The organism is Streptomyces sp. NPDC092952 (genome assembly GCF_044754785.1).
Classification (GTDB): Bacteria; Actinomycetota; Actinomycetes; order Streptomycetales; family Streptomycetaceae; genus Streptomyces.
Window position 1 is genome coordinate 21,191 of sequence record NZ_JBIVPT010000020.1, and the last position, 12,528, is coordinate 33,718.

The following is a 12,528-nucleotide window of genomic DNA, read 5'->3' on the forward strand; positions in this document are numbered from 1 at the left end:
CACCCCGGGGTTCCTGTGAACTCCCCTGATCCATGAGGCAGTACCCGTAACGGAACAGCACGTAGAGCGCGTTCAGCACCGCACCGGTGGCGCCGGACGGACCCGGCGCCACCGCCCGCCATCACGCCGAGGAGCCGCACGTGTCCACGCCACCCACGCCATCCACCGCGTCCGCCCCCGTGCTGGTCGAACCGACCCTCACCCGGGGCCCGGACGGCACCGTCCGGCAGGCCGCCGTACCGCCCGCCGCCCCGCAGGCGCGCCGCGGCTCGCTCGCCGAGATCCCGTTCGACAACGCCCGCGAGGCCCCCGACGAGGCCGTCCTCAGCCGCAAACAACCCGGTGGCGGCGACGACAACGGCGGCGCGTGGCGGGACGTGACGGCGGCGGAGTTCGCCGAGGAGGTCCTGGCCGTCGCCAAGGGGCTGATCGCGGAGGGGCTCGGCCCCGGCGACCGGATCGCGATCATGGCCCGTACGACGTACGAGTGGACCCTGCTGGACTTCGCGGCATGGGCCGCCGGGCTCGTCACCGTCCCCGTCTACCCGACCTCCTCCGCCCTCCAGGCCCGCTGGATCCTCCAGGACTCCGGCGCCGCCGCCTGCGCCGTCGAGACCACGGAACAGGCCCGGCTGATCAGCCAGGAACGCAAGGGGCTCGGCGGCCTCGTCCACCTCTGGCAGTTCGACACCGGCGCCCTCGGCCGGCTGAGGAAGGCGGGACGCGACGTCCCCGACGACGCCGTCACCGCCCGCCGCGCCGCCCTGACCCCGCAGACCCCCGCCACCCTCATCTACACCTCCGGCACCACCGGCCGCCCCAAGGGCTGCGTGCTCAGCCACGGCAACTTCTTCGCCGAGGTGGACAACGCGATCGAACTGCTCCACCCGGTCTTCAAGTCGGTCAGCAAGTACCCCGCCTCCACCCTGCTCTTCCTGCCGCTCTCGCACGTCTTCGGGCGGATGGTCGCGATCGGCTGCCTGCGCGCCCGGGTCCGGCTCGGCCACGCCCCGTCGATCAGGACGGAGGACCTCCTCGCCGACCTGGCCGGCTTCCGGCCGTCGTTCCTGCTGGCCATCCCGTACGTGCTGGAGAAGGTGTACAACACCGGCCGGGCCACCGCCGAGCAGATGGGCCGCGCCGCCTCCTTCGACCGGGCCGCCCGGATCGCCCAGCGCTACGGGGAGGCCGTCGAGGCCGCCGAACACGGCACCGGCCCCGGACCGGGGATCGGCCTCAGGGCCGCCCGCGCCCTGTACGAACCGCTGGTCTACCGCCGCATCCGGGCCGCGCTCGGCGGCCACGTCCGGCACGTGATCTGCGGCGGTTCCCCGCTGGGCCGCCGCCTCGCGGCGTTCTACGCGGGCGCCGGCGTCGAGATCTACGAGGGCTACGGCCTCACCGAGACCACCGCCGCCGCCACCGTCACCCCGCCGCTGAAACCGCGCCTGGGCACCGTCGGCTGGCCGCTGCCCGGCACCGCCGTACGGATCGCGGACGACGGGGAGGTGCTGCTCGGCGGCGGCCAGGTGTTCCAGGGGTACTGGGACGGGGAGCGGGGGGAGGTGGCGCCCGCGGGGCAGGGCGGCTGGTTCGCCACCGGCGACCTCGGCGCGCTCGACGCCGAGGGCTACCTCACGATCACCGGCCGCAAGAAGGACATCATCATCACCTCCGGCGGCAAGAACGTCACCCCGGCCCCGCTGGAGGACCGGCTGCGCGCGCATCCCCTGATCAGCCAGTGCATGGTGGTCGGCGACAACCGCTCCTTCGTCGCCGCGCTGATCACCCTGGACCCGGAGGGGCTCGCGCACTGGCGCCGGATGACGAAGAAGCAGGACGTCCCGATCCGGGAACTCGTCGACGACGACGAACTGCGCACCACCCTGCAACGCGCCGTCGACGAGGCCAACCAACTGGTCTCGCGGGCGGAGTCGATCCGCAAGTTCGCCGTCCTGACGGTCGACTTCACCGAGGAGGCCGGGCAGTTGACCCCCTCCCTGAAGCTGAAGCGCGCCGCGATCGCCCGCGACTTCGAGGCGGAGATCGAGGCGCTGTACCGGAAGTGAACGCGGGCGGCGGTGGCGGGCGGTGCCCCGGGCGGGCCGGGGCACCGCCCGTTCCTACACCTTGCCGTTGTAGTGCGTGATGTCCCAGTGGCTGCCCTCGTTGGCGTAGACGTTGCCGGCGGCGGACTTGTACAGCGCGGCCCCGTCGCTGCGCTTGCCCGCCTTGGCGAGCTTGCCCTTGATGTAGGTGTTGACGCAGGCGACCTTGGTGGAGATGTCGGTCTTGTAGCCGTTGCTGTGGCTGTACGTGCCGGAGGAGTGGCCCGTCTCGGTCCCGCCGGTGATGACCACCTTGCAGCCGCTGGCCTTCTTGAACGCGATGACGCCGTCGACGGACGCCTTGTTGATCCCGGTGAACGACGTGCACGTCTTCTTGCCCCGGTCGGAACAGTTGCCGCTGGACGTCCAGGTCACCCCCGCCTTCTTGAGCACGGCGGCGGCGTCCTCGTGCTTCGCGTACTTCGCCGGGGCGGCGGCCGGGACGACGGCCTGCGCGGCACCGGCCGCCAGCAGGGCCGATGCGGCGGCGAGGGCGGCGACGACCGCGCGGGCGGAGAGCGGACCGATACGGCGTGTCATATGAGGCACTCCTTGTCCTTCGGAGGGTCGGCCGAGGCTTCGAGGCTTTCGGCTGCGGCGATCCTGCCCGGCCCGGACCCGTTCCGAGGGTCGCCCATCGTGTGAAAGACCGCCGCCGAGGTTGACCCGGGGCTTTCATCGGACAGTCGAAGGAACGCGGCGCGGTAGTCGAACAGTTCGACCGTACGGCCTCGCTCCGGGGCCTTTCGGAGAGCTGTCGCGGCGGATGATCGGAAGAATTCCCTTCCCGCAACTCCCTTGTCCCGTAAGAGTTCCGCAGTGGCTCCGCGAACGCTCCGGCGTGCGCCCGGTGGTTTCGTACGCAAGGTCAAACGCGGCGTGTCCGAAGGTAAAGGGAGAGTCACGTGGGTATAGATATACCCGTCTTCGCAGGAGGACGGCCCCGTGCCTGTATGGAGCGGGATCACCGCCGTTCCCCCCACGCGTCAGCGCGCCGCAGGAGCCCACGTCAATGGTGTCCGGGGCGGCGGGAAACGTCTCAACCCCCTTTCATCCCCCATGAATTCGCCGGGCCGTCGGTCCGGTGGATCGACGACTCATCGGCAAGGAGACGCCATGCGTTACGGAACTGCGCTGAGGGAAGAAGTCCGGGCCCCGGGAACGACCCCTCTCATCGGCATCTACGACATGTATTCGGCCTCGGTCGTGGCCCGGCATTACGACGGGTTCTTCGTGTCCGGATTCGGCTTCGCTGCTTCGCACTACGGGCTGCCGGACATCGGGTTCATCGCCTGGCCGGACATGGTGGCCTTCGTGGAGCGGCTGCGGCTGGCCTTCCCGGCGCACCACCTGCTGGTCGACATCGACGACGGCTACGTGGACCCGGAGGTCGCCTGCCACGTGGTGCAGCGGCTGGAGCGGATCGGCGCCTCCGGGATCATCCTGGAGGACCAGAAGCGCCCGCGCCGCTGCGGGCATGCGGACGGCAAGCAGGTGCTGCCGCTGGAGGAGTACCTGGAGAAGCTGGACCTGGTGCTCAGGAGCCGGCGCGACCTGCTGGTCGTGGCCCGTACGGACGCCACGGAGGAGGCCGACATCCTGCGCCGGGCGGAGGCGCTGGCGGCCACGGACGCGGACGTGGTGCTGGTCGACGGGGTGCGCAGCGTCGAGTGGATCCGGCGCGTCCGTGAGGTGACCGGGGACAAGCCGCTGCTCTTCAACCAGATCGCGGGCGGCAAGTCGCCCCGGCTCTCGCTCTCCGAACTGGAGGAAATGGGCTGCCAGGTGGCGATCTACAGCACCCCGTGCCTGTTCGCCGCGCACGCCGCGATCGACTCCGCGCTGTCGGAGCTGAAGGCGTCGGACGGGCGGCTCCCGGAGTTCGTGGCCTCGGAGGGGATCGGGGTGCAGCGCTCGACCGAGCTGCTGGAACGCAACATCAGCCGCCACCACCCGGCCCCCGCGTCCGTCTGACCCGTACGCACCACATCGCGCCCACGGACTCCGTACGGTCCCCGCTCCGCGCATCGGCGGGGACCGTACGGACGGCGGAAGCGCGCCCCCGCCCCTTCAGGACCCCGGCCCCGGGGTTACCCCCCCCGAGCCCCGAGAGAACAGAGCCACCCGTGCCACGAGCACCACGCACCCCCCTGACCTCCGCCGCCTCGCGCGCCGCCCGCCTGATCACCCTCGCCGCCCTCTGCCAGGCCGCCGCCACCGGGACGGCGTGGGCGGACGCCCCGGACGGCGGGATGGAGACCCACCACGGACCGTCCCTGATCACCATCGACAACTCCAACGCCGACTCCTGGCTGGAGGTGGACCGCACCCTGAACGTATTGGGCCCCCTCAGCAAGGGCACGGCGGGTAGCGACCACGACGGCGGTGGCGGCGCGATCGACCAGCACGTCTCGTCGTCCCAGGCGGTGGGCGTCCAGGCGGCCCCGGACGAACAGGCCGACGAGGACGACGAGGACGAGGATGCCCCGCTCCCGCCGCCCGCGCCGGTGGAGTCGGCGGCGACCGGCGGCGACGACCCGGAGGGCGACGCCGACCACGACACGGGCGCCCGGCCGCCCGCCTGAGCCCTGACTCCTGACCCCTGACCCCTGAGATCCGGACTCAGCGCGGGTCTGCGGTGTGCGTGCGCTCGGGGACCCGGGTCCGGCCGTCGAAGCGGTCGCGGTGACGTGCCTCGATTCCCTCGACGCCGTACGCCTCCCGCGCGGCCAGGAACTCCCGGAGCAGGGACGGCAGGACGTCCAGGACCGCCCGGTCGTCGCCGTGGTGGTGGAGCAGGATCCGGGTCCAGGACCAGGCGGGGTGGAAGACGTCGTACCGCGTCTCGACCCACCGCGTGTACCCCGCGTTCCCGGGGCTCGCGGGGTCGCTGTGCGCCACGCCGAGGAAGTAGCCGGTCAGGAGGACCGCGACGGAATCCACCGTGTGCGCGCCGGTGAACATGGCGGGACGGCGGCACACCCCTTCAAGGAGGTCCAGAAAGCGCGCTTCGTCCATGCGGAGATCGTATGCGGCCCGCCCGACCGGTGACGCGGGTCGGGCGCGTGGACCTACAGTGCCCCGGATATGGGCACTGGTGGCGCCCGTGGCCCGTGGGGTGTGATGGGGGAGTTCAGTTCGCAGGCGCGGCCGGGCAACAGGACTGGGGTGTGGGATGGGGACGATCCTCAAGGGAATGGACCGTGTCCGGTGGCACGAGCTGACGCACGCGTACGGATCGGCGGCGGAGGTTCCGGGGCGGCTGTCGCGCGTCGCGTGGGGTGACGCCCGGACCGGTGGCGCGGCGTTGGGCGATCTCGGTCTGTGGCTCGGTGAGCTGGCCGTTTTCGACGCGACCGTGGAGGCGGTTCCGTTTCTGTGGGATCTCGCCGTGACCGACTCGGTCACCAGCCGACCCGGAGTGATCGAACTCCTGCGGACGATCCTTGAACATGCCAACCCTCCCAGGATCGAGGTGCAGCGGGCGGCTCATCGGGCCGTGCTCGACGGCAGGGGCGCGGCGGAGGTTCTGGCTCGTGACGAGGACGCCGCCGTGCGGGCGGCCGCTCGCGACCTGATGGCGGAGATCGACGGCCACACCTGCGAGTCCTGCCATGCCGTCCGGCCGGAGAAGAGGGTGGGGCGGTGACCGTGGAAAGGTCGAGCGTTCGTGCCTCCGCCGTACAGCTCGCCGTGCTCGCAGCCGCGCTGGTCCTGTCGACCGGGTGCGACAGCGGTCGGGAGGAGCCGGTGGCAGCCGCCTCGGCCGATGCCTCGCCCGTCAGCAGCCCGGCGCCTCTCCGGAGCGGTGACCGCGAGACGGTGTCGCGGGCGCCCCGGCCGGTCGGGGACGGCCCGGTCCTGCTCTCCGTGGCGTCCAGGCAGGGGAACGCGGAGCTCCCACTGACCGGGAGGATCGGCACCGGAACGCTGGCCGTCCAGGTCGACTGCCAGGGCGAGGGCACCCTCGGCGTCACCGTCACGGGCGTCGCGCTCTCGTTCCCCCTGGACTGCGTGAAGGGCGAGGTCAGCAGCGCCTACAACGAGGTCCACCTGAAGAAGGCGCGCGGCGAGGGCACCGTACGGATCACGGCTCCGGCGGGCGTCCGCTGGGCCGTCACGGTCGAGAGGTAGGCGGCGGGCCGGTTCAGGACCGGAGGGCCGCGACCAGGCGCCGGGCCGCCGTCGCATCGATGGAGCCGAGCGCCAGCACCGTCTCCCCGTACGCCGTTTCCCGTACGTGGACGTCGAGCGCGTCCCCGCCCGTGGTGGCGGCGAAGGCGTTCCGCAGGCGTTCGGCGGTCCGGTCCGCGTCGATCGGGACGGCTGGGACGGGTGGGACGGCGTCGAGCAGCCGGGCCAGGCGTTCGGCGGTGGCCGGTGAGGTGGTGCCGAGCGCGATGCGCCCGCCCCGGACCTGGATGCCCGAGAGGTCGAGACGGTGGGCGTCGAGCACGTCGCGCAGGGTCCGCGCGGCCTTGAGCGTGCGCTTCGTACCCGTACGGACCAGCCGGGCCAGCCGACGCGCCTCGGCGGGGGACAGCGGCCTCAACCCGACGACGCCGGGGCCCGGTTCGGGCTCACCCCTCTGGATCGGGACGCGGATGCCCGCCTCCCGTAGCGCCGAGGCCAGCTCGGCCGCCGCGTGCCGGGGCGCGAGGGCGTCGGGCTGCCTCACGCGATGCCCCTCTGCCGCGAACTGCGCAGGTCGGCCCAGACGTTCTTGCCCTGCGGCGCGGGCTCGGAGCCCCAGTCGAAGGCCAGCCCGCCGATGAGCGCGAGCCCCCGCCCGCTCTCGGCCACCCAGTCCGGGGTGCGCGGGGTGGGCGGCGTCGGGCTGGAGTCGCCGACCGTGATCCGTACGCCGTCCGTACGGCGTTGCAGCGTCAACGTGCAGCGGGGCGAAGGCGTATGGCGGTCGACGTTGGTCAGGAGTTCGTGCGCGCAGAGCGCGGCGGTGTGCGTCAGCTCCTGGAAGTCCCACAGGTCCACCAGACAGCTGACGATGCGCCGCATATGGGCGAGCGACTGCGGGTGGACGAACAACTCGTGGCGGTAGTGCGGCGGTTCGATCTCCGTCGTAACGGTCATGGCTCCTCCTGCGTGGAGTGAGAGCGCGCCAGTCGATCAACGCACAGCGATGGGCCGATTGCTCTCGGCAGTGCGAAGGATCGTGCCGCGAGAACGATCCCTTAGGCAAGTATTCCTCGCCGTGTTCATTCGTTCGGGTGTGTCTTGTCGAAGGCAGTTGTCGGCCTTGGAAGGGCGTGACCATCATGTGGCCATGGCTCAGAGCGATATGCCCACCATGCGCAGCCGCCGACTCGGCGGGGAACTTCGTCGGCTCCGACTGGAAGCCGGCCTCAAGGTCCAGGACGCTTCGGACGCCCTGGAATGCGGGCAGCCCAAGATCAGTCAGATCGAGAACGGAAAGCGCGGCATCCGCCCGCTGGACCTGACGACGCTGTTCAAGCTCTACGGAGTTGACGACGAGCGATACCGGGCGAACTTGCGACGCCTGGCGAAGGAGATCCACAAGGTCGACTGGTGGAGCGGGCACGGTCCGCTCTTGCGTGACGGACTCAAGGACTATCTGACGCTGGAGGCCGATTCCCAAGCGGTCCGCACGTTCGAGCCCATGCTGGTGCCCGGGCTTCTGCAGACCGAGGCGTACGCGCGTCAGGTGTTCGGAGTCGTGCCGTCCGCGGAGAAGATCGAGACCCTGGTTCAGACGCGTATGAAGCGCAAGGAACTCCTCGACAACGCGGAAGGGTTTCTGCTCCGTGCTGTCATCGACGCACCGGCTCTGCATCGGATCAGCGGTGGCCCCGGTGTTGCGTGCGAGCAGTTGCAGCACCTGCTGACAGAGGGGGCCCGCCCCAATGTCACCATCCAAGTTCTCCCGCTGGATTCCGCGCTGCCCATGGAGCAGTACATGTCCTTCGCGTCCCTGAGTCTGATGCCCGAACCCCCGGTCGAAGTGGTGTGGTTGGAGCATCTGACCGGTGGTACGTTGCTTGAGCAGCGTGGGGACGTTCAGAGGTATGCGAAGGCATGGGACGAGTTGACCGCCGCCGCACTTTCCCCGAGCGCGTCTCGCCGCTACATCCGCGACCTCATCGAGGAAAGCAGAACATGAACAAGAACCTGAACCGTCCGGCCGGCGAGCTGACAACCGCGATATGGCGCACGAGCAGTTACAGCGGTGTGGACAACAACTGCGTGGAGCACGCCGCTCTGGCCTCCGGTCGTCAGGCCGTGCGCGACACCAAGGACCGGGGTCGCGGAGCCCAGGTGTTCGGGGCCGCCTCGTGGCGGACGTTCGTCGCCGCCGTGCGCGAGGGCGCGATCTGAGGCGGGCGCGGGCCGGCTGGTAGGGGAGCGGATCTATGGACGTGTACGAGGCCGTGGACAGCCGGAGGGCCGTCCGGGCGTTCAGCGACAAGTCGGTGCCGATGGACGCGCTCCGGCGCGTGCTGGCCGCCGCGACGCGGGCCCCGTCGAGCGGGAACCTCCAGCCGTGGCACCTGTACGTCGTGACCGGCGAACCCCTGGCCGAGCTGAAGCGCCGCGTGACGGCCAGGGCGCGGGCGGGGGACCCGGGGGACGAGCGGGAGTACCCGATGTACCCGGCCGACATGGCCTCCCCGTACACGGACCGGTTCGCCGCCGCTGCCGCCCAGCGGTATGCCGCGCTGGGGATCGAGCGCGGCGACCCCGACCGCCCCCGGAAGATCGCCACCCTGAATGCGACGGCCTTCGGGGCGCCGGCCGTGCTGTTCTGCTGCGTCGACCGGACGATGGGGTCCGCGCAGTGGTCGGACCTGGGGATGTACCTCCAGACGGTCATGCTGCTGCTGCGCGCGGAGGGGCTGCACAGCTGCCCGCAGATCATGTGGTCGATGTACCGGACGACCGTCGGCGAGGTGGTCGGGGCCGACGACGGGCAGCTCCTGTTCTGCGGCGTCTCGGTGGGGTACGAGGACGAGGCCGTGCCCCCGCTGCGCACCGGCCGGGCGGAGCTGACGGAGACGGTGCGGTTCATCGGGGGGTGAGCGGACAGGGGAACCTGCGACGCTCAGCCACGCAGCAGCGTTCTGCTGTGGCAGTTCCGGTCCTTCCTGGAGCCAAGAGGCATCACTGCTTGCTAACGTCGACCGGTCGCCAAGGAGGTCCAGTGCCGTCTTCCGTATCAGCCGCCGCCGCTTTCGACTTGCGGGTCGAGGCGATCGACATGGTCTTCGACGAGGTCGAACGGATGCTGAGGACTCGGCTGGACCGAGCCACCCTGGTACGTAAACGCCGGTCTCTCGGCGCAAGGACGGACCGCGGCACCTGGGTGCGTGTGGAACGGCGCCGCTTCGAGAAGATCGGGAACCAGGGCTGGAACGGCACTGAATGTGCCGCGCTGCTGGAAGGCGTCGCGATGCCGCGGTGGTGGCGCGGTACGGCGTGGCGGCAGCGGGACGAGCCGGTGATGTGGCGTGCTGACGAGACCGACCTGCTCCCCGGTGCTCCGGTGGGCAACAGCGTTCTCGTGGCAGATCCACTCCTGCCGGAGGAGTGGTGGGAAGCTTTGGACCGCTCCCTGGGCGCGCTCTCGGCGCAGAGCACCAGTCGCGTGGCGACCCCGGACACCGTGCCGATCACAAAGAGCGGGGTGGCGGCGGCGGTACGCCGCTTCCTTCCGGCAGGCATCGACACCGAGGTACGTCAGTGGCAGCCGGCACATGCCGATCTGAACTGGGCGAATATGACCGGGCCGCAGTTCTGTCTGTTCGACTGGGAGGACTGGGGATTGGCCCCGAAGGGGCTCGACGCCGCGTCACTGTGGGGCAACTCGCTCGCCGTCCCGGCTCTCGCCGAGCGCGTACGCCACGAGCGGCGACACGACCTGGAGAGCCGGGACGGCAAGCTGATGACCCTGTTCGTCTGCGCGAAGATCCTCGCCCCGGACGCGCATCCCGAGGACCCGCGCCTCGAACCCGCCCGCCGGATGGCGGAGCAGGTCGCAGCGGATCTTCAGTCCCTCTGACGTCCGACCCGCTCCCGGAGAAGCTGGCGGTACGCCCGCAGCCTGCCGGTATCGGGCTCGTACCGGAGCGCGTCAGCCAGCTCCTGGAGGTGGGTGGGGTTGTCCGTGCCGACGGCGATTCTTCCTACCTCCGGGAGCAAGAAGGCCGTACGGAACGCGGCCTGGAGGGCGGAGACGGCGCTGTCCATCCCCGAGACGAAGAAGCGGGGGTCCAGCTGCCCCCACACGGGGTCGTCCGCGTTGCCTCCGAAGGGACTCATCCCCCAGACCTGGTCCGGCGCAATATGCCATCGAGCTGCCAGTGCTTCGGAGGCTTCGAGGACATCGACGCCGACGAGGAGACCCGCGCGGACCATGAGGGCGGCGGGACTGGGCATGGTGGTGTCGACGAGGTCGGGTAGGGGGCGTGGGTCCCAGGAAGAGATACCCCAAGCACCACACAGACCGTCCTTTACGGCTGTTGCCAGGGTGGCGCATGCCTGGCCGAGGGCGTCCCTTGCCACAGAGGCAGGGGAGCGGAGAGAACGTTCCGGGTTGTGCAGGAACACCAGGTCTGGCACTCGACCCAGATCGCGGTTGGTCTGTTCCAGCGCTGCCCGCAGCCGAACCGGGTCGAGGGAATGCTCGGGCCGGCCGATGCCGGGAAAGGTGCCGACCTTCGTGGAGAGTACGAAGCGGGGCAGCAGATCGCTGGCAACGTCCGCGAGAGTGGCGTGGGCGGTGAAACCTCGGTAGTTGAAACTAGTGTCGATCGCGGTGACACCCAGGTCCAGTGAGTCGGTCAGGATCCGGCGTTCGTAACGAGACCGGTGTAGCCCGAGGACAATTCGGGGGTCAGGCTCGCGCACAGTTCCTCCCTCACCAGGATCTTCGCCAGATCCTTCAGCTCGGCTGCCATGGAATGGGTGGCCTCGTCCAGCCGTACGGGATGCCCGCTCAGGAGCGCTTGGAGGCCAGGCAGGGCTTTGTTCGCGAAGGTGAGCTTCTTGCCCGCTGCTTCCACGACGACCGTCTTCCCGTCTTCAGTGACCTTCGGCGGGAAGTCGGTTACACACACCGCGGCTTCCAAAGGACCGAAGATGTCGAGGAAGGGGACGTGACGGCCGGGCGGGGCTTCCTCTTCGCGGTGCCGGAGGAAAACCGCCGGGTCGCGAGTGTCGATGAGCCGGGTGGCCGCAGCGGTCAATCGACGCTGCTGGTCCTGCTGTTGGTCGGTGCCGCCCCAGCGGTCGAGGTCGTGCCGGAAGATTTCTTCCTGGCGGGACCAGTCGGCCAGCCAGGCAAGCCAGCTCACGGCGGTGCGCTTGGCGAAACCGAATGTCACGTGGGTGCTGTGCCCGCTACCGATGCCTGCGCGGGTTGCCGCGTGCCAGTAGCCACGCGGAATGTGCATGACGTCGCCGGTCTTGAGGGTGCCGGTCCAGACAATGTCTTCGCTAGGCGAGTTGTTTCGCTCGGCGTCCCGGTACATCGGTACCGGCCGGGAGCTACCGCGTACCTCCCACTGTTTCTCGCCGGCAAGCTGCACGATGACGACGTCATGGTCGTCCCAGTGCAGGTCGAAGCCGGAGGCGTCGTTTGTGGTCAGGTAGATGTTGGCCTGGACGTGCTCGCGCGACCACCACTGCAACGCCCGGCACGCCACCTCCATGGTGCAGTCGAAGACATTCGATTGGTCGAGGACCAGCGTCGCCCCATCCCGTAAATGGTTGCCGATGCGGCGCATGTCCGCTATGGGCACGGCCTGGCCACGGGGTGTGACCTGTCGGTTCAGGTACGCGTCGGGGTGCATCTCCTCGCCGCCCTTGAAGAACCGGAACTGCGGGTTGGACACGCTCCGCCGCATGACCATGTCGAGCAGCCGCTGCGGCGTGAGGAGCCTGGTGACGACCTCGGGGTCGCAAATGCTGCCCCGGGCGAACTCCGTCCCCAGCGGTGCCGGGCCATCCCACCCCAGCGCCTCTTCGACCGCGTGGACCAGACGGTGTTCCATGGAACTGTTCCCCTTTCCTCTTCCTGACCTTGGATGGGACGTGAAACGCGGAGGGGCCGCGCACAGCGGCCCCTCCGCCAGGGCGGCGGCAGCGCTCACGCCACGTGGTTCAGCCCGTCACCGGTAGGCCAGGGGCCGTCGCCGGAACCGCCCTGTCCTGGGTCGGAGGCGTTGCTGTCGTGCCGGTCATGGACGCTCGCGAGGATTTCCACGGCCATGAGGAGGCCCTCTTCCACGGCAGCCTTGGTGTCCTGCACTTGGTGCTCCTTCCTTTAGTGATCTCCCGCCGGGGCGACGGGATGCTTTCGGGGTGCGACGGTGCTCGGTACCGAGAGAGACCGCCTCGCGGCCGTGGGGTTTGGGCCACGGGGGTGCAGGGGGTCGAGCCAAGA

Annotated in this window: 16 protein-coding genes; 9 read left to right on the plus strand and 7 right to left on the minus strand. The window is 70.1% G+C overall.

All coding sequences use genetic code 11. The features are described from left to right. Positions 1 to 140: 140 nt before the first annotated feature. Entirely contained in the window at positions 141 to 2,069 is a 1,929-nt protein-coding gene (locus ACIQGQ_RS31500; RefSeq protein WP_402402250.1) for an AMP-dependent synthetase/ligase, read from the plus strand. Between the two features lie 54 nt (positions 2,070 to 2,123). On the opposite strand, the gene ACIQGQ_RS31505 is transcribed toward ACIQGQ_RS31500, so the two are convergent. After that, a complete protein-coding gene (locus ACIQGQ_RS31505; protein ID WP_402402252.1) occupies positions 2,124 to 2,648 on the minus strand; it encodes a hypothetical protein in 525 nt (174 codons plus the stop codon). A 576-nt stretch (positions 2,649 to 3,224) separates the two neighbouring features. Here ACIQGQ_RS31505 and ACIQGQ_RS31510 point away from each other — a divergent pair. Together ACIQGQ_RS31510 and ACIQGQ_RS31515 are read left to right on the plus strand one after the other, a co-directional pair. Next, positions 3,225 to 4,082 carry an oxaloacetate decarboxylase gene (locus tag ACIQGQ_RS31510; RefSeq protein WP_402402255.1) on the plus strand — a complete coding sequence of 286 codons (858 nt, stop codon included), beginning with the start codon at positions 3,225 to 3,227 and terminating at the stop codon, positions 4,080 to 4,082. A gap of 152 nt (positions 4,083 to 4,234) precedes the next feature. Further along, positions 4,235 to 4,693 (plus strand): hypothetical protein, encoded by a 459-nt coding sequence (locus ACIQGQ_RS31515; protein WP_402402258.1) that lies wholly within the window; start codon positions 4,235 to 4,237, stop codon positions 4,691 to 4,693. A 37-nt stretch (positions 4,694 to 4,730) separates the two neighbouring features. Here ACIQGQ_RS31515 and ACIQGQ_RS31520 read toward each other — a convergent pair whose 3' ends face one another. Beyond that, the gene (locus tag ACIQGQ_RS31520) at positions 4,731 to 5,126 is read right to left on the minus strand and encodes a hypothetical protein (RefSeq protein ID WP_402402261.1); all 396 of its coding nucleotides are present in this window, start codon (positions 5,124 to 5,126) and stop codon (positions 4,731 to 4,733) included. Between the two features lie 178 nt (positions 5,127 to 5,304). On the opposite strand from ACIQGQ_RS31520, the gene ACIQGQ_RS31525 reads away from it, so the two are divergent. Both ACIQGQ_RS31525 and ACIQGQ_RS31530 read left to right on the plus strand, forming a co-directional pair. Further along, positions 5,305 to 5,757: a hypothetical protein gene (locus ACIQGQ_RS31525; RefSeq protein ID WP_402402264.1), complete on the plus strand. Its 453-nt coding sequence runs from the start codon at positions 5,305 to 5,307 to the stop codon at positions 5,755 to 5,757. Further along, complete coding sequence (locus tag ACIQGQ_RS31530; protein WP_402402266.1) at positions 5,754 to 6,242, plus strand: hypothetical protein; 489 nt, start codon at positions 5,754 to 5,756, stop codon at positions 6,240 to 6,242. The genes ACIQGQ_RS31525 and ACIQGQ_RS31530 overlap by 4 nt, the downstream gene beginning before the upstream one ends. Positions 6,243 to 6,255: 13 nt before the next feature. On the opposite strand, the gene ACIQGQ_RS31535 is transcribed toward ACIQGQ_RS31530, so the two are convergent. Together ACIQGQ_RS31535 and ACIQGQ_RS31540 are read right to left on the minus strand one after the other, a co-directional pair. Then, complete coding sequence (locus ACIQGQ_RS31535) at positions 6,256 to 6,786, minus strand: hypothetical protein (protein WP_402402269.1); 531 nt, start codon at positions 6,784 to 6,786, stop codon at positions 6,256 to 6,258. Further along, positions 6,783 to 7,199, minus strand: a complete 417-nt coding sequence (locus ACIQGQ_RS31540; RefSeq protein WP_402402272.1) for an ATP-binding protein — start codon at positions 7,197 to 7,199, stop codon at positions 6,783 to 6,785. The genes ACIQGQ_RS31535 and ACIQGQ_RS31540 overlap by 4 nt, the downstream gene beginning before the upstream one ends. A 193-nt stretch (positions 7,200 to 7,392) precedes the next feature. Here ACIQGQ_RS31540 and ACIQGQ_RS31545 point away from each other — a divergent pair, with 193 nt between their 5' ends. From ACIQGQ_RS31545 to ACIQGQ_RS31560, 4 genes are all read left to right on the plus strand, one after another. Beyond that, positions 7,393 to 8,247, plus strand: coding sequence for a helix-turn-helix domain-containing protein (locus ACIQGQ_RS31545; protein ID WP_402402275.1), 855 nt, complete (start codon positions 7,393 to 7,395; stop codon positions 8,245 to 8,247). Continuing rightward, positions 8,244 to 8,462 carry a DUF397 domain-containing protein gene (locus ACIQGQ_RS31550; RefSeq protein ID WP_402402278.1) on the plus strand — a complete coding sequence of 73 codons (219 nt, stop codon included), beginning with the start codon at positions 8,244 to 8,246 and terminating at the stop codon, positions 8,460 to 8,462. The genes ACIQGQ_RS31545 and ACIQGQ_RS31550 overlap by 4 nt, the downstream gene beginning before the upstream one ends. A gap of 35 nt (positions 8,463 to 8,497) precedes the next feature. After that, positions 8,498 to 9,163 carry a nitroreductase gene (locus ACIQGQ_RS31555; protein WP_402402281.1) on the plus strand — a complete coding sequence of 222 codons (666 nt, stop codon included), beginning with the start codon at positions 8,498 to 8,500 and terminating at the stop codon, positions 9,161 to 9,163. A gap of 122 nt (positions 9,164 to 9,285) precedes the next feature. Then, entirely contained in the window at positions 9,286 to 10,143 is an 858-nt protein-coding gene (locus tag ACIQGQ_RS31560) for a hypothetical protein (RefSeq protein ID WP_402402285.1), read from the plus strand. On the opposite strand, the gene ACIQGQ_RS31565 is transcribed toward ACIQGQ_RS31560, so the two are convergent. The 3 genes from ACIQGQ_RS31565 to ACIQGQ_RS31575 form a co-directional block, all read right to left on the minus strand. Continuing rightward, positions 10,131 to 10,991, minus strand: a complete 861-nt coding sequence (locus tag ACIQGQ_RS31565; protein ID WP_402402288.1) for an aldo/keto reductase — start codon at positions 10,989 to 10,991, stop codon at positions 10,131 to 10,133. The genes ACIQGQ_RS31560 and ACIQGQ_RS31565 overlap by 13 nt on opposite strands. After that, a complete protein-coding gene (locus ACIQGQ_RS31570; protein WP_402402291.1) occupies positions 10,925 to 12,136 on the minus strand; it encodes a JmjC domain-containing protein in 1,212 nt (403 codons plus the stop codon). The genes ACIQGQ_RS31565 and ACIQGQ_RS31570 overlap by 67 nt, the downstream gene beginning before the upstream one ends. A 95-nt stretch (positions 12,137 to 12,231) precedes the next feature. Continuing rightward, positions 12,232 to 12,393: a hypothetical protein gene (locus ACIQGQ_RS31575; RefSeq protein WP_366297614.1), complete on the minus strand. Its 162-nt coding sequence runs from the start codon at positions 12,391 to 12,393 to the stop codon at positions 12,232 to 12,234. Positions 12,394 to 12,528 lie beyond the last annotated feature (135 nt).

What these genes read in the sequence shown, in the direction of transcription:
- ACIQGQ_RS31505 (WP_402402252.1), bottom strand. Translation starts at nt 2,648, where the DNA reads ATGACACGCCGTATCGGTCCGCTCTCCGCCCGCGCGGTCGTCGCCGCC.
- ACIQGQ_RS31510 (WP_402402255.1), top strand. Translation starts at nt 3,225, where the DNA reads ATGCGTTACGGAACTGCGCTGAGGGAAGAAGTCCGGGCCCCGGGAACG.
- ACIQGQ_RS31520 (WP_402402261.1), bottom strand. Translation starts at nt 5,126, where the DNA reads ATGGACGAAGCGCGCTTTCTGGACCTCCTTGAAGGGGTGTGCCGCCGT.
- ACIQGQ_RS31525 (WP_402402264.1), top strand. Translation starts at nt 5,305, where the DNA reads ATGGACCGTGTCCGGTGGCACGAGCTGACGCACGCGTACGGATCGGCG.
- ACIQGQ_RS31540 (WP_402402272.1), bottom strand. Translation starts at nt 7,199, where the DNA reads ATGACCGTTACGACGGAGATCGAACCGCCGCACTACCGCCACGAGTTG.
- ACIQGQ_RS31545 (WP_402402275.1), top strand. Translation starts at nt 7,393, where the DNA reads ATGGCTCAGAGCGATATGCCCACCATGCGCAGCCGCCGACTCGGCGGG.
- ACIQGQ_RS31550 (WP_402402278.1), top strand. Translation starts at nt 8,244, where the DNA reads ATGAACAAGAACCTGAACCGTCCGGCCGGCGAGCTGACAACCGCGATA.
- ACIQGQ_RS31555 (WP_402402281.1), top strand. Translation starts at nt 8,498, where the DNA reads ATGGACGTGTACGAGGCCGTGGACAGCCGGAGGGCCGTCCGGGCGTTC.
- ACIQGQ_RS31570 (WP_402402291.1), bottom strand. Translation starts at nt 12,136, where the DNA reads ATGGAACACCGTCTGGTCCACGCGGTCGAAGAGGCGCTGGGGTGGGAT.